17 protein-coding genes are annotated in these 22794 nt (G+C 34.5%); 10 read left to right on the plus strand and 7 right to left on the minus strand.

Annotated features, from left to right (window positions below; translation table 11 throughout):
- Positions 1 to 123 precede the first annotated feature (123 nt).
- From EMTOL_RS21050 to EMTOL_RS21080, 7 genes are all read right to left on the minus strand, one after another.
- Positions 124 to 1461, minus strand: coding sequence for a PAS domain S-box protein (locus EMTOL_RS21050; RefSeq protein ID WP_015031188.1), 1338 nt, complete (start codon positions 1459 to 1461; stop codon positions 124 to 126).
- A 455-nt stretch (positions 1462 to 1916) separates the two neighbouring features.
- A complete protein-coding gene (locus tag EMTOL_RS21055; RefSeq protein ID WP_015031189.1) occupies positions 1917 to 2639 on the minus strand; it encodes a c-type cytochrome domain-containing protein in 723 nt (240 codons plus the stop codon).
- Positions 2640 to 2649: 10 nt separating this feature from the next.
- Complete coding sequence (locus tag EMTOL_RS21060) at positions 2650 to 3195, minus strand: YceI family protein (RefSeq protein WP_015031190.1); 546 nt, start codon at positions 3193 to 3195, stop codon at positions 2650 to 2652.
- Entirely contained in the window at positions 3192 to 4088 is an 897-nt protein-coding gene (locus EMTOL_RS21065; RefSeq protein WP_015031191.1) for a DUF5777 family beta-barrel protein, read from the minus strand. The genes EMTOL_RS21060 and EMTOL_RS21065 overlap by 4 nt, the downstream gene beginning before the upstream one ends.
- Positions 4089 to 4508 (minus strand): QcrA and Rieske domain-containing protein, encoded by a 420-nt coding sequence (locus EMTOL_RS21070; protein WP_015031192.1) that lies wholly within the window; start codon positions 4506 to 4508, stop codon positions 4089 to 4091.
- 203 nt (positions 4509 to 4711) lie between these two features.
- Positions 4712 to 5965, minus strand: a complete 1254-nt coding sequence (locus EMTOL_RS21075) for an outer membrane beta-barrel protein (RefSeq protein WP_015031193.1) — start codon at positions 5963 to 5965, stop codon at positions 4712 to 4714.
- A gap of 4 nt (positions 5966 to 5969) precedes the next feature.
- Positions 5970 to 6539 (minus strand): RNA polymerase sigma factor, encoded by a 570-nt coding sequence (locus EMTOL_RS21080; RefSeq protein ID WP_015031194.1) that lies wholly within the window; start codon positions 6537 to 6539, stop codon positions 5970 to 5972.
- A 371-nt stretch (positions 6540 to 6910) separates the two neighbouring features.
- Between EMTOL_RS21080 and EMTOL_RS21085 the strand changes: the two genes are divergently transcribed.
- The 10 genes from EMTOL_RS21085 (at position 6911) to EMTOL_RS21130 (ending at position 22390) form a co-directional block, all read left to right on the plus strand.
- Positions 6911 to 9997, plus strand: a complete 3087-nt coding sequence (locus EMTOL_RS21085; RefSeq protein ID WP_015031195.1) for a cytochrome c biogenesis protein CcsA — start codon at positions 6911 to 6913, stop codon at positions 9995 to 9997.
- 15 nt (positions 9998 to 10012) lie between these two features.
- On the plus strand, positions 10013 to 10858 hold the full coding sequence (locus EMTOL_RS21090) for a hypothetical protein (RefSeq protein ID WP_015031196.1): 846 nt from the start codon (positions 10013 to 10015) through the stop codon (positions 10856 to 10858).
- Between the two features lie 4 nt (positions 10859 to 10862).
- Positions 10863 to 12185, plus strand: coding sequence for an NAD(P)-binding domain-containing protein (locus EMTOL_RS21095; RefSeq protein WP_015031197.1), 1323 nt, complete (start codon positions 10863 to 10865; stop codon positions 12183 to 12185).
- A complete protein-coding gene (locus tag EMTOL_RS21100; protein WP_015031198.1) occupies positions 12182 to 14089 on the plus strand; it encodes a cytochrome c3 family protein in 1908 nt (635 codons plus the stop codon). Before EMTOL_RS21095 ends, EMTOL_RS21100 begins: the two co-directional genes overlap by 4 nt.
- Positions 14068 to 17073 carry a cytochrome c3 family protein gene (locus tag EMTOL_RS21105; protein ID WP_015031199.1) on the plus strand — a complete coding sequence of 1002 codons (3006 nt, stop codon included), beginning with the start codon at positions 14068 to 14070 and terminating at the stop codon, positions 17071 to 17073. Before EMTOL_RS21100 ends, EMTOL_RS21105 begins: the two co-directional genes overlap by 22 nt.
- A 19-nt stretch (positions 17074 to 17092) precedes the next feature.
- The gene (locus EMTOL_RS21110) at positions 17093 to 18709 is read left to right on the plus strand and encodes a porin family protein (RefSeq protein WP_015031200.1); all 1617 of its coding nucleotides are present in this window, start codon (positions 17093 to 17095) and stop codon (positions 18707 to 18709) included.
- A gap of 15 nt (positions 18710 to 18724) precedes the next feature.
- Complete coding sequence (locus EMTOL_RS22055; protein WP_015031201.1) at positions 18725 to 19495, plus strand: GW dipeptide domain-containing protein; 771 nt, start codon at positions 18725 to 18727, stop codon at positions 19493 to 19495.
- Between the two features lie 325 nt (positions 19496 to 19820).
- On the plus strand, positions 19821 to 20174 hold the full coding sequence (locus EMTOL_RS21120; RefSeq protein ID WP_015031202.1) for a hypothetical protein: 354 nt from the start codon (positions 19821 to 19823) through the stop codon (positions 20172 to 20174).
- Between the two features lie 183 nt (positions 20175 to 20357).
- On the plus strand, positions 20358 to 21317 hold the full coding sequence (locus EMTOL_RS21125) for a ParA family protein (protein ID WP_015031203.1): 960 nt from the start codon (positions 20358 to 20360) through the stop codon (positions 21315 to 21317).
- Positions 21318 to 21337: 20 nt separating this feature from the next.
- Entirely contained in the window at positions 21338 to 22390 is a 1053-nt protein-coding gene (locus EMTOL_RS21130; RefSeq protein WP_015031204.1) for a ParB N-terminal domain-containing protein, read from the plus strand.
- Positions 22391 to 22794: the final 404 nt, after the last annotated feature.

Below are 22794 nucleotides of genomic sequence, written 5' to 3' on the forward strand. Positions count from 1 at the left end.
CGGATAATATTTAAGTGTAAGGAATTGATTCATAAACAAAAATTCAAACCCAAAAGTAATTTACAAGATTATCAGTAATATTTCTAGGGGAGTTGTATAGATTAATCTATCATAGCCCATCAACTATGTTTTATTTACTATATCATGTATTACTTTGTCTAATTCTGTTGAACTTTCATAAATTGCTTTCAACAAGAATTCTTTCTCTGATTCATCACTAATTATGCCATCTTCTAAAAGTTTTACTATTCCCATAATTTTCGCTAGTGGAGCCCTTAATAAATGCGACTGATACCAAGAAATATCCCGCAATTTAGTGTTTTGTTCTTTAATGATATTATCCTTTTGATTAATACTTGTAATATCTTGAACGATGAAAATGAAGTGCTGATTTTCTTGAATAAAAAATGAACTTGAACTAAGAAGCAACTGTTTTTTTTCATTTATTTTTGTCAATCCTATTAATTTTTCTTGGCTAAAAAAAGGATTGTCAATAACTAAATCATCAATTTTTAATTTACCAGATTCGCTTATCGAAAAACCTTCAAACACATTACTAATGCAAAGTTCTTTGATTTCAACTTCTGAATATTGAAAAATCTCCCTTGCAGCAATATTAGAATAATTTATTTTAAAGTTATCATCAGATAATAACACTCCAACTGGCATTAATTCTGATATTTTTCTAAATTTTTCTTCACTATCCTGTAGGCTCTTTTCAAGTGCTTTTTGATTGCTAATATCTTTCGCAAAAATTGAAACGCCTATCTGCTTACCGCTTTGATCATACACAGAATTAAATTTTGTTTGATACCAAATGGTTTCACCTAATGTATTCAGATAAGAAACGTCTATTATTGTATTTTCTCCCTGCAGAGCAATTGGGAAGTATTTATAAAATAAATTATTTTTATCCGGTATAAAGTCTCTGAAATCTTCTCCAATAAAATTATCCCCCCCTGTGTTATGAGTGATGGTTTTAAGAGCAGTTTGATTCATGAACATAATCTTACTATGCATATCTAATAAGGTGATAGACTCATCCGTATTATTTAAAAAAGCTTGTAGTTTCTCCGAAAAATCAATAATCTTTTGTTCGGCTACTTTCTCTCTAGTTATGTCTTTTATGCTTTGTGTAACTCCAAATAATTTACCATCTTCATAAATTGGCATCATTTTATATTCAAACCAATATGATACATTTTCAACTTTCGAAAGATATTGAATTGAAAAGGGGGTTCCATTAATAGCTGAGTCAAAACCTTGAAGATAAAATTTTTGATTGGCTTCAATGACAAAATCAGGATAATATAAATCTCCCTCTTTTATTTCTTTATTATAATATTGATAAAGTACATCTCTAAGTTTTTTGTTGAATGCCAAAACCTCGTGATTTGTACCAATGAAGACAATGCTTTCTGAACTATTATCTAAAATCAATTTGAAGTGTTTATCTATCATGGCTATATGGATTGTTTTAAGGTTAAGATATGCCTACCATTCCCGCTTTTCTAAAACGAGAATTTTCATTACTAAACTTCATTAAATTCACAAAGTTTGAATTATACCCTTGAGTTCAAACCCACATACTGAATGGGGTTAGTCATAACAGTTGTATGATTCAAATCTAGAGTAATAATTTTTTAAAAAAAATGATAGAAATTATTTTTTTAAATAAAACAGCCTTGTTGCGGTTCTGAATTATTAATTGTGTTTTTTGATAACCATTTTACAAATACTTTGTCTGTATGGGTTATCGGGGGGCGGGGTAAGACTAGTAATAATGGCTCACATATATTACTTGAATACTTGGTAGGGTTATTGTAAAAGAGGTAAAATAATTTGATGATTGTTTTCAGGCTATATTAATGCCTAATATAGCCTGAAATTTAATTCTTTATCAACTACTGAATTGACTAATCATTCTTAGCTCCCTTATCAATCCAGTTTTTAAAGGCTGTCAACTCACAATCTGATAACTTACGGCCTTGCGGCATCGGACTAAACCCTTGCAATTGGGCAATTGAACCCCATAGCCTTCCATTATCAACTTGCTGTTTTATTGTGTTGTAACTATCTAAAACAATATTACCAGAAGCACTTCCTGATTGATGGCAACCCAAACAATTTACATCAATAATTGGCTTAATTACTTTCGCAAACGTTGGGTTTGTTGCATCAACACTCACCCCACAAGCTGTTTCTTTAGCACCTTGTTGAATCCATTTCAAAATCATATCCGACTGTTGTTTTGAGATGGCTTGACGTGGTGGTGGCGGCATTCTATCTCTACCAGTATCAACAATTACTTTATAAAGTTCACTGTTAGTTGGTTTACTCGTATTTATTCCTCTTTTAATAATTGTGCTGTACGAACTTAGGTCATAACCTTCTTCGCGAGTTTTTGAATCATGACAGCCACTCATCGCACAGTTTGTTTGAAAAAAGGGTAATACTTGCGAATCAAAGCAAACAGTTTCAGAGTTTGTATTTGATGAAGAAGAGGTATTCACACAATTTAATTGTATAACTTCTCCAGATGGTCCTGTATTTGATGCGGGATTTGGAGAAGCATTTTTCTTATAATAGCAACCAAAATTAAGTAAGCCAACGGCTAATAAAATGATAACTCTAAGCATTGTTGTTTACTTATTTTAATGTAAATACAAATTTATTTTTAACCGCTATAACCTCAGCAATTTTAGCCATTACAAGGGTAGGTATTTCAATATTGTGGTCTTTTAGAGGAACATCAATATTACTAATTAGTGTAAGTTGACCGTTATTGATGGTCAATTTCCCTTTTATTAGTCGCTCTTTAGATACGCCATGCATGGTTAATTGTCCCTTGGCAGAAATATCATAAGTACCGTTTTTAGTTACATCAATCGTTTCTTGGATTTTACCTTTAAAGGTTCCCGTTGGAAATTTTTCAGATTCCATGTAGTTTTCATTAAAATGTTCTTCCATTAAATGATTCTGAAATTTAAAGTCGGTCATCGTCATTCGAACCGCAATTTCACCTTTCGTAAAATCAATAATTGAAGCCACATTTTTATTAACAGCGGCAATATTTTCTAAGGGCGTTTCAGAAAAGAAGCTTGTTTCACCAGTTCGACAAATCCATTGATTTTGCTGTGCAAAAGCAGGAATTGCGAGTATAATCGCAATAATTATTTTTGTTATATTTTTCATATTTTTTTCTTTTTATCAAAACTAAAAGTTCTTGAAATATTAAACCCATAATGAACATCTCCTTTGGCCCAATTCCCTTCTGTTTGCCCAATAAACTGTCTTTCAATCATGCCAAGTGAATTGGTAAAATGTAATTGGAAAACGTGTCCACCAGTTTCAATATCAAAACCCATTGACAAAGAATTGTAATAATTCGGGTTTGTTGGAATACCCGGTTCAAGGCTCATAGGTAAACGATAAAAGTATTCGGCATTGAAAGAAGTACGCTTGCTAATTTTTACACGTCCGCCTATGCCCACTGCCATAATATCGTTAGGTTCAGTATCTAATTCTACTTTATTTCTATGAATAAAAGTTGGCGTAAGTTGTAATGAAAGACGCTCTCCAAATTTTCTAGCTATCAATAATTGACCTGTATAGGTTAAACGTTCTAAATTATTGTAAAACCTAAATTGTGGGCTTGTCGTAAGTGATATAGCATCGACAGAACCAAAAGCAGTAATACTAACTGGGCTTCCTCCTTTAGCTTGTCTTAATACTTTATATTTGGCGAAATAATCAAAAGTTTTTTGAGTGGTACTTCTTCCAATTCCTACCATTAAAAAATCAGTTAAACCATACTCAAGTCCAATACGCATAGTTGCTTGGTCAAGTCCAAAGAAATTATACGCTCCATCATTTAATTTTCCAAATCGGTGGGAAATTCTAAAATCTAAATGATTCTTAGAGATAGTCTCAACAGAATGACCGTTAATAATTCTCGTAGATTTGAATGTAGCTGAACTATACGTCTTTTTGGGTTTAACAGTTTTGTCAAGCTCATCAAGTAAATCTTGTGCTTGTGCCGAAGCACAAAACATCATAATACAAATGGCAATTAGCTCTTTTTTCATTTAGGGTGTTACGGTTAAAATATTTCCAGAAAGCGACGTTTTATAAATTCCTAAACCTTTTTTTCCTTCGGTATTTAGTCCTTTCCCAGATACATCGAATCTTGCTCCGTGTGCAGAGCAATACCATTCATTATTTTTAAAACTTATCTGTGTTCTTCCTTCATGACTACAAGTAAGTGTGGCAGCAATATAGTTACCATTGTATTTTGCTACTACAATTCCATTAGTTACTACATACCCCCCTTCATTTTTCAAAGCAGCATTTGCTGGTAATGACAAATCTAAAGTTGCCGTCCCCGATGGGGTTACGCCAGTTTCATTGACACAGCTATCAAGTGTATAAAGTGCCATCAAAGCAGCTCCGGTGAATCCCATCTTTTTAAGAAATTCATTTCTACTAATTTTCTCTTCTAAGTTCATACTTAAATAAGTGTTTATTTATATAACTGAATACGTACGATTCTCCGTATTTGCTTCCTATAAGTAAGTTTTTTAATCATTCTTTAATTAATAAGTATTGGTGAAATTTACTTCTGCTTCATCATATTTAGCTTATTTAGAATTCTTTATAAACAAAAAGCCTGTGTTGAATACACAGGCTTTCATAAGAATCATATAATTAATCACTTACTTTTAAAATCAATCATGATTGAACCATTCAAACGAAAAACTCCTCCAGAATTTACATAATCAACCTCTCTGAAATTATAAATATATGTCGGTGTTAAAATAAACGAAACATTTCTTTGCTTATACTGTACTCCAGCACCGAGAATCATATTATGCAAAGTGTTTTTGGCTGCATAAGTATTGAAATTAGTATATATTTCTTCTCCTTGATAATATGTTTCAAATTTTATATTTTGATATAATTTTAGGTCTAAATGAGTACCAAAAGAGAACTTAAAATCAAATTTTCGATTAATTGGGATATAATAGTTCAAAGCAATAGGTAACTCTAAAATTGATGTATTAATACCTATTTCCGTCAAAGCATCATAGTTTTTAGGTACTTTAGAGTTGTAGGTCTGTACAAAATTTTGACCTGTTTGTTGATTAAATTGCTGCGGAGAGCCATATTCTAAGTTTGGATATTTATTAAAACCCAATCCGGCTGAAAGCCCCAAACTTGGTGTAAGAAATAACTCCGTCATTGGCCCTAAATTTACTTCACCCGCAATACTAACAGAACTCGAAAGGCCAAATCGTGTTTGCAATTTTGGCCACTGAAACTTTCGTTTAGTTGAACTTGGCATGGCTTGTTGAGCTTCTACTTTAGGGCTTTTCAAAGTATTGACAGAATCTTTTTTTTCACCGATTACCGATGATTCATCATTCACCAAACTGGTTTGAACTACTTTCTTTTCACCTAAATTTTCCTCTAAGGTTTTTACTGATTCACTTCTCTCCTCAGAAGACTTCTCTATTTTTTGAGGTTCTGCTGTCTTTTTGGAATCATCATCGCTTTTCGCAACAAAAGCACTATTTCTTAGCAATTGGCTATTATCTTTTCCAGAAAAAGTCAATAATTTCTTATCTTCATTAGCCTTGTAATACACATATTTTTCTACAATAATCGTATCTCGATGAACTATCGTTTGCGTATTTATCAATGATTTATTTTGTTGAATAGTAGTAATCTTATCATTCAAAATTTCTATTTGATTATGGTTTTCAATAAGCTCTTTTAAACTAAAAAGCAATAAAATTGAAGTAATTGTAGCATAAAAAGGCAATGCATATTTACGCCAAAAATCAATATACCACGGAACTGGCATTTGTTGTTTGAGGTTTTTCCAAACATTTTCGCTAACTGGTTTATTGATACTCTCCAGTTTTTCTTTTATTTTTTTATCAAATAATTCGCTTGATGACATTGCTTTAAATTATTGTTTGTCTTGCCATGTATTCACTTATCCATACTTGTAATTTAGTTCGTGCTTTGAAAATATTTGCACGTACTGCACTTTCTGTGACTCCTAACATTTCAGATATTTCTTTGTAGGAATAACCTTCTACAGCTGATAATGAAAAAACTGTACGATAAACTGGCGTTAATCTCTGTATAAATGCCATAATTTCTTCTGCAGAAATTAAGTCAAACTCTATATCATTTGTGTGTATTTCTTTGGCAGAGTCTAAATCAGTAAAATCTACTTTTGAATGATGTTTTCTAAAGTAATCTATAGCAGAATTGACCATTATAGTACGAAACCATGCATCAAAAGACTGGTTTGTATCATATTTATCTATATTATTAAAGATTTTTAAGAAGCCATCACTAAGCATTTCTTCTGCTTCAATCTCATTAACGGCATATCTTAAGCAAATGTTTTTTGCAAAATTTGCATAATTTTCATACAATTCTTTCTGGTCTAATTGACGCCTTCGTTTACAGCCATCAATCACATCTGGCAGATAAAATTTTTTATTTCTTCTTCTAAAAAGCACACGCAAGAATAGGTTAATAGTTAGTCAATAAGAATTACGGCGATTTACTAAATTTTGCTTCCTAATAGCTGATTTTTATTAGTTACTCAGTTAATTATGAAGATGCAGGAAGAATAATATCCCGCCAATAATTAATAAAATATAAAAAAAAATGCAAACGAGGAAGCAAATTAAAAAAATATCCGTATTTAACTATGAGAATTGATTTTTTCAATAAATTAGACAAAGGAAGTACAACAAAATCATATTTAAAGCATTCATTTACTGGCTAAAAAAATACTCAACGTCCAGTAAACCCCATATTGATTAGTCACTATCCCTCAGTTTGTGTATTATTCTTAAATTATTTGAATTCCCTATTTTTTGAGTCGATGATAAATAAAATTCAAAAGTTTTTTACGGCCCTAACATCTACGCGAGCGGCTGGCATGTACTTCTTGTTATTTGCCGCAGCTATTGGCGTAGCTACTTTTATTGAAAATGATTTTGGAACAAGTTCTGCTCAAGAGGTAGTCTTTCGAACTAAATGGTTTGAGATTTTATTATTTTTATTTGGACTTTCTATTCTTGCTAATGTTTGGCGATATAAACTAATTGCTCAACGCAAATGGGCTTCACTCTGCTTTCACCTTTCTATTATTATTATCTTAATCGGAGCCGCCATCACTCGATATGCAGGTAGCGAAGGCATGATGCACATTCGTGAAGGACAAACAACTAATAAGTATTTATCGACGGAAAGTTATCTTAAATTTCAAGTATTATTCAACGAAAAAACTTATTCATTCGAAGAACCTGCCTTTTTTTCAAGTTTGGGCAATAATTCTTTTGAAAATTCTTATCAAATAGGCAATAATATCATTGAGGTTAAACTTAATGGTTTCTTACCTAATCCCGTACAAAAAGCCATACCTGACCCTTCGGGAGTCCCAATGGTAAAAGTAGTTGTGGCTGGTAATGGCGGTCGAGAAGAATACTTTGTAAAACAAGGCGAACAAGCCACAATCAATGGTGTTCATTTCAATTTTACTGGCCAACTTGTAGAAGGTGATTTTAATATCAATTTAGAAAATGGCTCTTTGATTTTTCAGACCAATCAAACGGTTAATCAAACGGTGATGGCCACACAAAAAAGCGATACTCTGGCTGGTAACGTTTCTCATCCTTTAATGCTTCGTTCGCTTTATTCGGTGGCAGGAAGTAGCTTCGTAATAGGTGATTTTATTGAAAAAGGTATCCTAAAAATAGAATCTGCGAGTAATAAAGTCAAAAATGAAAGTTTGGTTGGATTAAATCTTTCGGTAAAAGTGAATGGTAAAACTCAAGAAGCATTGATAATGGGCAGAAAAGGAGATGAAGGCGAAGCTAATATCTTATCATTTGAGTATTTGAAAATTGCAATCAGCTATGGTTCAAAAATTGAAGAGTTACCTTTTTCCATTTTATGTAAAGATTTTATTCTTGAAAAATATCCGGGTACAGAAAATCCTTCTTCCTATGCAAGTGAGGTAAAATTGATTGATTCTTCGAATGGGGTTAATCAAGATTATAGAATTTTTATGAATAATATTCTCGATTATGGAGGATATAGATTCTTCCAATCTTCTTTCGACCAAGACGAATTTGGTACTTATTTAAGTGTAAACCATGATTATTGGGGCACTTTGGTTTCATATATTGGCTATGCTCTACTCACAATTGGTTTATTTCTAAATTTTTTCGATAAAAAAAGTAGATTTGCTTATCTGTTAAGAAAACTCAAAGAATTTCAATCAACTGCGAGTAGTATTATTCTATTTGGATTATTTTCCACAAGCGTTTGGGCAAACGAGGGAGTTCAAATATCAAAAGAACACGCCACTGCTTTTGGGAAACTCGCTGTACAAGACCATAATGGTCGAGTAAAACCTGTCAATACGTACGCCAATGAGATTTTAAGAAAGATTTCAAAAAAAGAATCCTTATTTGACCTAAGTGCAGAACAAATAATTCTTTCCATGATTTTGTCGCCCGACCAATGGACGCAATCAAAAATAATACAAGTGCCAAACCACCCCGAAATCAGGAAAATTCTGAATTCTGAGGAAAATATGCTGAGTTATGCCGCATTTTTTAATCAAGATGGAAATTACTTGTTAGAATCCCATGTAAAAAGTGCTCAGTCGATGATGCCAAAAGACCAAGGCACTTTTGAAAAGGCTGTTATTAAGTTAGATGAAAAAATCAACATAGTAAACATGGTTTTTTCGGGTAGTTTGTTTAGACTTTTTCCGCAACCAAACGATAGCACCAATACTTGGCTTTCGGCGGCAGAAATCATGCATAATCATCAAACTACTGCCAATCAGACTGAAGCACAAGGACTTTTTTTAAATTATATCAATGCTTTAAGCGAATCGGCTAATAGTGGAAACTTTGCCAAAGCCGATAAAGCTTTGGAAGAAATATCAATCTACCAAAAAAAATATGGAAGTGCCATTATGCCTTCCGAAACAAAACTGAACGCAGAATTAACACTCAATAAATTAGATGTTTTTAATAGACTCCGCAATGTATATGGAATTCTGAGCTTGGTTCTTACAATTGGCTTTTTATACGTAACTGTTAAAAAAAATAATCTTACAGCCAAACTTACAAAATATGCCTATTTCACCTTATTGGCTGGTTTTGTTTTTCACACAATTGGCCTGGGTTTAAGATGGTATATTTCAGGTAGAGCACCTTGGAGTAATGGCTATGAATCAATGATTTACATTGGCTGGACAACCATGTTGGCGGGTCTTCTTATTTCTCGAAAATCGCTCGGAGGTTTAGCAGCCACTGCTACCCTTGCTGCAACAGTTTTACTGGTAGCGAGTATGAGTTGGCTCGACCCCGAAATCACGCCTTTAGTTCCTGTACTAAAATCTTATTGGTTAACCATTCACGTTTCACTCGAAGCGGGAAGTTATGGCTTTTTGATGCTTGGTGCAGTAATTGGAATGCTCAATTTAATATTAATGATTTTATTGAATGAAAAGAATAAGACCAATACCATCAGAGCCATTAAAGAACTGACAATCGTAAGTGAAATTATCCTAACGGCTGGTTTAGTAATGATAAGTGTTGGAACCTATTTAGGTGGTGTCTGGGCCAACGAATCTTGGGGTAGATACTGGGGCTGGGATGCCAAAGAAACTTGGGCATTGGTAACAATTTTAGTTTATGGGTTTATTCTTCACATGAGATTTATCCCAAAATTACAAAGTGTTTATGCGTATAATTTCGCCTCATTATTTGGTTTTGCCACCGTGATAATGACCTATTTGGGTGTAAACTATTATTTATCAGGATTACATTCTTATGCTGCTGGAGACCCCGTTCCTATTCCAGCCGAAGTATATTATACAACCATTACACTGACGGCATTGAGTATTTGGGCGTATATCAGCTATAAAAAGAAAATGGCCCGTAGCTAAAAAAGCTTTTAATAAATGAGTAAAACAGCACATAGAATATACTTAGGCTCCATGGCTTTGATTGTAGTGTTTGTTACAATCTATTTGGCTGTATTTGGGAAATCATATTACAATACAACCATCGAAGAACGATTTTATCATGCCGACCACAAACTCCTAAAACCAAGTGGAACAATGGGTCATGGTTTGGGCATTTCAGGAACAGTTTTGATGATAATTGGAGTTTTTGGATACCAAGCTCGTAAATATTTAAAGTCTTTGTCGAAAGTTTGGGTACTTAAACACTGGCTAGAATTCCATATTTTTCTGTGTACACTCGGGCCAATTATGGTTCTATTTCATACTTCTTTTAAGTTTGGAGGCTTAGTTTCTATCAGTTTTTGGAGTATGGTTGCGGTGGTTGCCAGTGGTGTAGTAGGGCGTTTTATTTATTTGCAGATTCCGAGAACAATTCAAGGCCAAGAGCTGAGTTTGCACGAAATTAAAGATATGCGGAGTGAAATGACCGATAAAATAAAAAATGAAATCGGAACAGAGCGTTTATCAGAAATCATACGTTTGACAGCAATTGCGGCCTTGAAAGGCAATATTTTAAGCCAATATTTTATTGATTGGCAGCTCAAGAAAACCATAAAAAAACACCTTAAAAGCTCGCAACTAGAGCCGAGCAAAATAAAAAGTGTGTTATTGCTGGTCGATGATGAGTTAAATATAAGTAGAAAAATTGAACGCTTGGTTTTCATGCAGCGAATGTTTCGCTATTGGCACGTAATACATTTACCTTTTGCCATAATCATGCTTGTTATAATGCTTATTCATGTAGTTGTTACGTTAGCTTTTGGTTATAGATGGGTATTTTAAGAATATGAATTTAGAAGAAATACTAATTTACGGCGTTGGTTTTTTGCTATGTGGAATAGTGATGCTTGTGTATTTGAAGATAGTATCGAAGAAATCAAAAAGCGTTCAAAACAAAATTGAGAAGGCTAAAGAAGAAGGTATTTACGAACCCGTTTCATTATTTCCATTTATCGACCCTAATGCTTGTATCGGGAGTGGTGCTTGTGTGGCAGCATGCCCCGAAAAAGATATTATCGGAATTGTGGATGACCGTGCTGAGTTAGTAAATGCCTCAAATTGCGTGGGTCACGGAGCATGTTTTCATGCTTGCCCCGTTGAAGCGATTTCTTTAAAAATTGGAACCGAAAAACGTGGAGTAGATTTGCCACATGTGAATCAAAACTTTGAAACCAATGTAAAAGGAATTTTTATTGCAGGCGAACTTGGTGGAATGGGTTTGATAAAAAATAGTGTCGAGCAAGGCAAACAAGCCGTTGATAATATTTATGCCAGCATGGATAAAAACCATCAAGCAACCTACGATTTAGTAATCATAGGAGCAGGACCAGCGGGTATTTCAGCGTCATTGCAAGCTAAGAAATTAGGTTTAAAGTTCTTAATTGTTGACCAAGATTCACTCGGTGGAACGGTTTTCAACTTTCCGAGAGCCAAAGTTGTCATGACGTCGCCAATGGATTTACCTCTTCATGGAAAAGTTAAATTATTTGAAACGAGTAAAACAGAGTTACTGGAGCTCTGGCAATCGGTTACGAGTAAAAATGATATATCAATCGTAGAAAATTGCAAAATAAAAGAGATAGTTAAAGATGATAAAAACTATGTAGTAGTATCAGAAACAGGCACCGAGTTTATCACAAACAGAGTCTTGTTAGCTATTGGACGAAGGGGTAGCCCGAGAAAATTGAATGTAGTGGGCGAAGAATTGGAAAAAGTAGCCTATCGTTTATTAGAGCCCGAATTAATTCAAAACAAACACATATTAGTAGTTGGAGGTGGCGATTCGGCCATCGAAAATGCACTTTTATTGGCTCCTGAAAATCAAGTGACACTCTCGTATAGAAGTGAGAATTTTAACAGGCTTAAACCCAAAAATTTAGAACGAATTAAAGAAGCTATTGAGCAAAAGTCTTTGAGAATGGAATTTAGCACACAGGTTCAACAAATAACACCCAATGCGGTGATACTCAAAAAGCAAGATGAGCTATTAAAGATTCCTAATGACTTAGTTTACATTTTCGCTGGTGGAGAGTTACCAACCGAATTTTTGAAAAAATCAGGTATCGAAATAACAAAAAGGTTTGGGTATATCGTAAAATCTCATAAATGATTCAAATAGAAACACATACGCCAATGATGCTCTCAAAAGCAAACTTTTCGAACCTTAACAATTCGGACTGGTTGACTTTGATACGTGTTCCTCTAATTTGTCTATTCTTTACAATTATAAATATTTCTTACGCCCAACTTTCACCCGGAAAACTATCTAAGGCTCATGCAAAGTTAGAAGGCATTTCAAATTGTACACAATGCCATTCAATTGGTGATAAAGTATCTAATCAGAAGTGTTTGGCTTGCCATAAGGAGTTGAATGTAAGAGTTGCAGCCAATAAGGGGTTCCACGTCTCGGCTGCTATCAAAGGGAAAGAATGTATAGTCTGCCACAGCGAACATCATGAGCTCAATTTTGACATGATTAGGTTCGATAAAAAGACTTTTAATCATAAACAAACTGGTTTTGAATTAAAAGGGGCTCACAAAACAAAAATTGTCAACTGTAATGAGTGCCATAAATCCGAAAATATAGTTGTAGCTTCTCTCAAATCTAAGCCTAAAACATTCTTGGGTTTAGATACAAAGTGTCTTTCATGCCATGAGGATTACCACAAAAAAACGCTCTCTTCTGACTGTGCCTCCTGTCATAATCAGAACGAATTTAAACCTGCAACACTTTTTAATCATAACAATGCCGACTTTACATTAAAAGGAGCCCATAAAACGGTTGACTGTGCTTCTTGTCATAAAACAGAAGTACGGAATGGAGATAAATTTACCAAATACTCAAATATTCCATTCAATAATTGTAGTAGTTGTCATAAAGATACCCATAAAGGAAAATTTGGCGGAAATTGCGAAGCATGTCATACTGAAGATTCTTTTACAAAAATTTCTCCCACCAAAGCCTTTAATCACACCCTTACTGGATATCATTTAGAAGGCAAACACCGAGAGATTAATTGTAAGAAATGTCATGAAAAAACAGTTGGTGGCGAAGGTGGTTTTCAAGAGTTTTCGGCCGTAAAAAATATTACATGTATTACGTGCCATAAGGATATACACGAAGGCAAACTTGGTCAAGATTGTAAGTCTTGTCATAATGAGCAATCCTTTTTACTTAAGAATAAATCTTTTGTTGGAAAATTCGACCACGATAAAACTGATTACCCCCTAGAAGGAAAACATGAAGTTGTAGATTGTAAAACCTGCCACAAAGCAGATTTCACCGACCCACTGCCTCATAATACCTGCATGAATTGCCACAACGATAAGCATAACGGCGATTTTGCAACTAAAAAAGATAAATACCCAGATTGTGCCACTTGCCACCGTGTGGAAGGATTTAGTCCATCAAATTTTACAATTGAGCAACACAATAAAAGTAAGTTTAAGTTGGTTGGAGCCCACTTGGCACAGCCTTGTTTTGCTTGTCATTTATCTGATAAAAAATGGACGTTTAACAACCTACCAACCGCTTGCGTTGAATGTCATCAAGATATACATGCTGGTAAACTTGAAGCTAAATTTTATGGGAAAGAATCTTGTAGCAGTTGCCATAATACGAATAATTGGCAAGAAGTAAAATTCGACCATAAACAAACAGCTTTTGCTCTAATAGGCAGCCATACGAAAGTAGCTTGTGGGGAGTGTCATACTCATAAAGATACAACACCACCAACTCAGATTTTTAAGGGAGTCTCTACGCAATGCAGTGCTTGCCATCAGGATGTTCATGGGGGGCAATTCAAAAAGAATAATCAAACAGATTGTGCAAGATGCCACACACCAAATTCATGGAAAGCTGAGAATTTTAACCATAATAAAACAAATTTTAAGTTAGATGGAAAACACCAAACGGTTTCTTGCGAAGAATGCCACAAAGAAACATTGAAAGATAATAAAGAAATTAGGTCATATAAGATTGCCAAATACCGATGTGTAGACTGTCATTTATAATACTACTCTTCCTGACGCAGACCTTAACAGCATTTGCTCAGTCACCCCATGGGAAAAATTTCACCATGGATTGTGCTAAATGCCATAACGCTAGTGGTTGGACTTTTAATGCAAAAAAAACTAAGTTCAATCATGATACTACAGGGTTTGCTTTGAGCGGTCAGCATCGAAATATTAATTGTAAAACCTGTCATACAACGCTAAATTTTAAGAAAGGGTCTCCAAATTGTGCATCTTGTCATACTGATTTACACAATAATACAGTTGGAAAAGACTGTGCTAGATGTCATAGCACGCAAAACTGGATTGTTTCAAATATTACTAAACTACACGAAGAAACCTCTTTTCCATTGACTGGAGTACATGCCACTATTGATTGTAAGAAATGTCATCAATCGGAAACAAACGTAAGGTTTAATCCGATTGGTCTTGAGTGCAAAGACTGTCATACAAAAGATTTTAAAGCAGCAGTAAATCCTAATCACCAAAAACTCAATTTATCGACTGATTGTGCCTCATGTCATACGGCGACTCCTAACTGGAAACCAGCAAAATTCCTTGAACACGATAAATTTTATCCACTTACTGGAGCCCACGCTACCATTGCCAAAGACTGTGAAAAATGCCATATTAACGGAAACTTTAATAATACACCAACAGAATGTGTAGGTTGTCATAAAACAGATTTTAATCAAACAGCTAATCCAAACCACCCAAAGCTAAATCTATCTACTGACTGTGCTTCTTGCCACACCACTAAACCCAGTTGGAATCCTGCCTCATTTCCTGTACATGATAATTTTTACCCACTTACCGGTGCTCATAAAAGCATTGCTAACAACTGTGTAGAATGCCATAAAGGCAATTACAAGAATACGTCAAACGACTGTAATTCTTGTCATAATACTGCGTTTAATAAAACAACGAATCCTAACCACAAGGCAATTGGTATTTCGCCCGATTGTGCTTCCTGCCATAGTACTAACCCAGGGTGGAGTCCAGCAAGATTCGACTCACATAATAACTTTTATCCGCTTACAGGGGGGCATACTACAATACGATGTAATGATTGCCACAAGGGCAGTTATAAAAATACTCCGACTGATTGTAATGCTTGTCATAATACAAATTATCAGAAAACCGTCAATCCAAGCCACCAAGCATTTGGCTTTTCAACCGAATGTTCATCTTGCCACACCACCAATCCAAGTTGGAGGCCTGCGAGGTTCGATGCTCATAACAACTTCTTCCCACTTACTGGAGCACATGCCTCAGTGAGTTGTCAAGAATGTCATAAAGGGGGTAATTATAAGAATACCCCAAAAGACTGCAATTCTTGTCATAATGCTGCTTACAAAACAGCAAAAAGCCCTGAACACGCTGCAATGGGCCTTTCAACTGATTGTGCTTCTTGCCATACTACCAATCCAGGGTGGAAACCAAGTACTTTTAATCATAATGTCTTTTATCCATTGACGGGTGGACATGCGGTGGTAGCGTCAAATTGTGCTTCTTGCCATAAAGGAGATGTAAAAAATACGCCGAAAGATTGTAATGCTTGTCATAATGATAATTTCAAGCGAAGTGTAAATCCAAACCATAATACCCTCAACCTATCAACTGATTGTGCTTCATGTCATACCACAAATCCGAGTTGGAGGCCTACCTCATTTAATCATAATAACTTCTTTCCATTAACGGGAGGACATGCAGTCATAGCGTCAAATTGTGCTTCTTGCCATAAAGGAGATGTGAAAAGTACTCCGAAAGATTGTGCTTCTTGCCACACCAACGCCTTCAATGCTGCAACGAATCCCAATCATGCAGCAGCCGGTTTTTCAAAAGATTGTGCTTCTTGCCATACCACCAATCCAGGTTGGAGGCCGTCAACCTTTAATCATAACAATTATTACCCTTTAACAGGGGCACACGCTAACATAGCAAACAATTGTACGGCATGTCATGCTGGAGGAAGATTTAAAGGTACTCCGACCGACTGTAACTCATGTCATAGTAATGCTTACAACGGAGCAGCTAATCCGAATCATGCTGTTTCTGGGTTCTCTAGAGATTGTGCCTCTTGCCATACAACTAATCCGGGTTGGAGGCCAGCAAATTTCAACCATAATAACTTCTTCCCACTTACAGGAGCTCATACTAGTACAACTTGTACGGCTTGTCATATTGGAGGAAGATTTAAGGGTACTCCGACCGACTGTAACTCATGTCATAGTAATGCTTACAACGGAGCAGCTAATCCGAATCATACTGTTTCTGGGTTCTCTAGAGATTGTGCCTCTTGCCATACAACTAATCCGGGTTGGAGGCCAGCAAATTTCAACCATAATAACTTCTTCCCACTTACAGGAGCTCATACCAGTACAACTTGTACGGCATGTCATGTTGGAGGAAGATTTAAAGGTACTCCGACCGACTGTAACTCATGTCATAGTAATGCTTACAACGGAGCAGCAAATCCGAATCACACAAATATTAATTTGTCGAGAGACTGTGCCTCATGTCATACAACAAACCCAAGTTGGAGACCTTCGACTTTCAATCATAATAATCATTTTCCCTTAGTGGGAGCTCACGCTAGAATTGCCTCAAACTGTACTCAATGTCATGCAGGAGGTAATTTCAGTCGTAGTAGTTGTGTGGATTGCCATTCAGGCGATTATAATAGAGCCAGTCCAAATCACGCAGCTTCTGGCTTCCCTACTAATTGTACACAATGCCATAGCCAAAATGCTTGGAAACCAGCTAATTGGAACCACGATGCAATGTTCCCAATTTATAGTGGGAAGCATCGCGGAAAGTGGAATAGTTGTACGGATTGTCATACAAACTCAGCCAATTACGCCGTATTCTCTTGCTTTAAATGTCATAGTAAAACAGAGACCGATAAAGAGCACAAAGGTAAGAGTGGCTATATTTATGAAAGTAATGCCTGTTATTCTTGCCATCCAAGAGGTGATAGTTAAACAATAAACTGAGAAAAAAATGAGAAAAATATTAGGCATATTGTTTTTTATAAGCACCACCTTCTCCTCCTTTGCCCAAGTCAATAATTTGGTTGAAGGAGTGGTAACTTTTGTAAATCCAGCACACATATACGTACGTTTTGAACAAACCAAAGATTTATCTGTCAATGATACTTTAATTGTTTTTATAAATAATAGATGGGAAAAAATACTCTTAATAGAGGCTGTTTCTTCAAAATCATGTGTAACTAAACCTCTAACCAACCAAACTATTCAAGTTGGCTTCAAAGTTGGATATTACCGAAAGAACTTTGAGAAAGTAGAGCCGAGAGAGTCCGTTACTAAAATAAAACATGATAGCATCAACCCAAAAAAAACAGAGATTATTGCGGTAAATGAAGAGCCTAATCCACGAAAACAGACCATTAACGGCAGGCTGATGGTTTCGGCTAACGGAAGTATGGAAGCACAAGAGAAAAATTATAGTCGCTTGCGAACCTCCTTAGTTCTTGATGTAAATAATATCAATGGAAGTAAGTTTTCTATTCAAAATTATATCAATTACCAACATCGTTTGGCAAATACTTCTCTTACGCAAACATCATTCCGAGATGATTTTAAAGTTTATACGCTTGCCATCAATTACGAGGCGAATCCCAAAACAAATATTTCTCTGGGCAGAAAAATAAACGATAGAATGGCAAATATGGGAGCAATTGATGGCTTACAAGTACAACATCAATACAAAAAAATTATCTTTGGAGGTTTCACGGGTTTTAACCCTGATTATAATGACTACAGTTTTAATTCTTCCCTCTTTCAATTAGGGGGTTTTATTGCTCACGAGATTGAAAAACCAAATGGCTTAGTTCAAACAAGTTTAGCTTTTGCCGAACAGAAAAATAATTTCAAAACCGACCGCCGTTTTTTATATTTCCAACATTCTAATGCTTTAATTAAGAATATGTATCTTTTTTATTCATTAGAATTAGACCTTTTTCAAAATATAAATGGTGTAAAATCAAATGATGTTAACTTAACAAGCACCTATATTTCCCTGCGTTATCGCCCGTTTAAAAAGCTAAATATTTCAACCTCATACGACAACCGCAGAAATGTAATTTACTATGAATCTTATCGAACTTTTATTGACCAATTAATTAACCAAGAAACTCGACAAGGATTTAGAGTTCAAGTAAATCATAGTATTTCAAAATATTTGAGTTTAAATGTAGCAGGCTTTTACCGCTACCAATCGAGCAAACCAGAACCTACCAAAAATTATGTCGTAAATCTAAATTTATCACAAGTTTTAGGTAATGGCTCTTTTTTAAACCTAAATATCAATACGATGAATACCTATTATTTTGATGGAAAAATCATTGGTGGAAGGCTAAGTAAAGACCTTTTCAAAAGTAAATTATCAGCGGAATTAAGCTTCAGAAGAGTTGACTACAATTTTTTCAATACCGAGCAGCAGGCAATGGAGCAAAATATCATTGGCATTTCGACTAGCATTTACACAGCAAAGCGTACATCAATCATGCTCAATTATGAAGGAACTTTCGAGTCAACAAAATCATATAACCGTTACTTCATCACTATTTCACAAAGATTTAAAAGTAAAAACAAATAAACATATTCTAAAGAAATGAAAACTTTTAACCTTTCCCTTGTTTTAATCACACTATGGATGGGAGCTTGCAAGTCAAAACCTAAAGTTATTGTAGAAGACACGGCAAAACCGGCAGTATCTTCGGGGGTAGAAACCGATAAAAGTGTACCAACAAATATCGCTACATCGCCTACCGATATGCACCAAGTAGAAGCCTTAGAAGTTCTACAAGCTAACCGATATACCTATCTGAAAGTAAAAGAAAAAACTGATACATTTTGGATTGCCGCTTCAAAATTCGACCCTAAAATAGGGAACACTTATTTTTATAGAGGCGGCCTCTTAAAAACCAATTTTGAAAGTCAAGAACACAAAAGAGTTTTTGATAAAATCTTTTTAGTAACAAGTATTATTGATGCTTCGGCTCATCCTGGTGGAAACATTGAAAGTGCCAATGAAATGCCCGAAACTTCGCCTAATACGCATGTTCACAATCATGAACTAAAAGATGTAAAAGGTGCTATTAAACTCAATGAATTAATAGCAAATAAGGATAAATATAAGAATAAGTTGGTTATTGTTACTGGGAAATGTGTCAAGTCTAATGATGGAATAATGGGCAAAAACTGGGTTCATATTCAAGATGGAACTAAGCAGAACGGCAAACCATGCGATATTACAATTACAACTCAGGAATTTGTCTCAGTTGGAGATAATGTTGTTTTTGAAGGAAAGATTATTTTAAATAAAGATTTTGGAGCAGGATATAAGTATGATATTTTGATTGAAGAAGGAAAACTAAAGTAGTTTAGTATTATTTTTCTTCAAATAAAAATTGGACAAAGGTTAATGAGAAAATCAAAATCCATAAATCTCGAAAGACTTTTTTGGTAAACATTGTAATTTCATTAACCTATTTTTAATGTATTTTATTTTTCTATTAAGAAATTCAGGTTGATATACACCTATCATTTATCTCCCTTATCTTTACAGGGTAAATATTCAGTTTTTGATATCTACGCTATTTTTAGCAAAATATATTTACAATAAACTGAAATCGCAAAATAGTTTATACCAAAGCCTAAATGCTAAACTATAATCGTCCAATCGTTTTTCCTTTTCAAAGTCAATCATGAAAAAAGTTCTCATTTTATTACAAATTTACTTAATGATTGCTTGTCAAACTAAAACTATTGAAAAGGCCCCATGTAGCTTTGATAATAACAAAACGGTAAGTTTTAATCAGGAATTAATGCCTTTGATTAAAGCAAAATGTCTTCAATGCCATGATTCAAAAAACCATTATGATGGCATCATACTTGAAACCTATAATCAAGTAAAAGAAAATGCACAGAGTGGTGAGTTATATGATTCTGTCGTTTCTATTAATGGTGCTGCACCAAGAATGCCTAAGGGAGGGCAACTCACAGATTGTGAAGTAAACATCATTAAATTTTGGATTCAACAAGGAAGCTTGAATAACTAATTCAAAATTTTTATCTACGAAGAGTTAAATCTAATTTCCTATAAGTCTTTCTTACCTTACGCATTTTAATATTTTACCTTAGACTTCTATTTTTAGGGCTAAAAAAGTCTTATATAAATTAAAAATTTGTTTAATATTACAAACAATTATATTACATTTGCTTATAATATTAAACAACGCAAGATGCTTACTCAAGAAACACTTCTAAAATTTTTAAAACGACGCTCGGCCATTTCAGTAGCTACTCTCGAACGTGAAGCGGGATTACCAAAAAATACCTTATCTGGAGTCATAAGCGGGACTCGTAATCTAAGTGAAAAACACCTTTCGGCACTTTTTCCAGTGGTCACTCAATATGGCTTTAGCAATGAAGCTTTTGAGAAAGCTCGTGTAATATCTATCATCAACCATAAAGGAGGCGTTGGCAAAACCACTACGACTGCTTATTTGGGCGAGGCCCTAGCCAATAAAGGCTTTAAAGTACTACTGATTGATATCGACCCCCAAGGAAGTTTGAGTGAGGTCCTTAATGTCCGTGTCGGGCCAACACAAGTGTTCCATTCTCTCTTAAACTTAGACGTTCCGCTGGCAATACAGTCTGTATTACCTAATTTAGATATTGCCCCAAGCGATATTGAACTAAGCTCTGCGGAAAAAGAATTGAGTAATAAAATTGGTGGCGAATTACGTTTAAAAGTGGCAATAAGTAAAGTTTCAAAGAATTATGATTTCATATTGATAGACTGCCCCCCTTCTCTCAATATTCTAACAATTACAGCTATGCAAGCTTCTAATAGTTGCCTTATCACAACATTACCCGAGCAACTTGCATACAAAGGCTTAGTTGTATTATTAGAGCGAATTGCAGAAGTTAGAGCTTTGTTGAACCCAGCTCTTGAATTAGATGGTATTGTTTTCACGATGGTAAAAGGAAATAGCATCCATAGAGAATATAAAGAGCTCATTCGTCAGCAATTTTCAAACTTGAAAGTTTTTGATACTGAAATAAAACACCTTATTGATTTTCAAAAAGCGATGATTGACCATCTCACAATCAGCGAATTTAATAAAAATTCGGAAGCGGCTACTTCGTACGAAAATTTAGGTGAAGAGTATTTATTATCGTTAGACAAACGCAACTAAACTCCATAAATTTAACACAAATGGCAAAGAAAACATTAGCTGAAAAAATGGCCGAAAATAGCAAATCGGTTGTAGAAGCACTTAAAACGAATACCATCGGAAGTTTTAGTTCAACTGAAAATATCAAAAAGAATATTATCATCTTAAACGAACTAAAAGAACTAATCCCACCTTTACTTGAGACAGAGTTTTTGGCTTTAAAAGACAATCTCCAAAAACACGGCTGTAAAGACCCATTGAAGGTTTGGCAAACCAATAATAATAATATTGGGATTACTGAAAGCCCAGAAGAGATTGTTTATGTCTTAATTGATGGTCATAATCGTTTTCAATTATGCAATGAATTAAAAATTCCGTTCAACATACAAATTGATAATTTTGAATCAATCACTGAAGTTAGAAACTTTATGATTGATTTTCAGTTGAGCCGCCGTAATATCACGCCACAACAAGCATCTTACCTACGTGGAATTAGATACAATACAGAGAAAAAACTGGTAAGTAATAATCTCATTTCAAACAAAGATACAGAGGCAATTTTCCCAGATGGGCAAAATGTCCATTTGGAGAATTCTCTAATTCTGAATGATGCTAACGCCAACCTAAAAGTTCATCTAGATAATGATATTTCCCCAGATGGGCAAAATGTCCATTTGGGAAGTTCCAACAAAAAAACCACTGCACAGGAGCTAGGAGAATACTTTAAAGTTGATGAAAAAACAATCCGTAGAGACGCCGATTTTGCTCGTGGACTTGATAAACTATCGCCAGAAATTCGTAAAGAAATATTAGCTGGTCAGATTAAGGTAGAAAAGACGAAAATACAGCGAATTGGTAAAGCTAAAGAAGTAAACGAACCGATAAACTCATTGGACGAGATAGAAACAATATTTCAAAATCTGACCAAAGAGCCTTCTATTTCAGTTAACAAAAATCCTAAAAGTGAAAAGCTAGTTCATGAAAGATATCTAAAACTTACAGAATCTTTGAACAAAGCTTATGAATCAAAAACAGCTAAAGAAATAAATGCACTAAAGGTTGCATTTAATAAGTTCCTAGAAGCCCTATCTTGATAGGTATTAGCCAACGCTCTCAATAAGATATTACAGCATTGGGGCGTTGGTATTTTTACGTCTAAAAGTTTTTCTCACTCACAAAAACTACTTTTATGGTGTCAGCTATAATCTATTCAAACTTTTAAAAAATTCATTCAATAATAAATTTATCTTTTATTGCTAAAAACTACTTTTATGGTGTAAATACATCTTGCTATTTCAAATTCTATCAATATTAAGCAATTTAAAAAACTACTTCTATGGTGTTATGCCCTAACTCTGCATCATAACATTTTATTATAAAAACTACTTTTATGGTGTCTCGGTAAACACTTTTACTTTGAAAATATAATTAAATATTTCCAGTTTTTTGGAAGCTTTCATTACTTAGGTATCACTTTGAATATATTACTAACTATTTT

It is taken from the genome of Emticicia oligotrophica DSM 17448, assembly GCF_000263195.1.
Lineage (GTDB): Bacteria > Bacteroidota > Bacteroidia > Cytophagales > Spirosomataceae > Emticicia > Emticicia oligotrophica.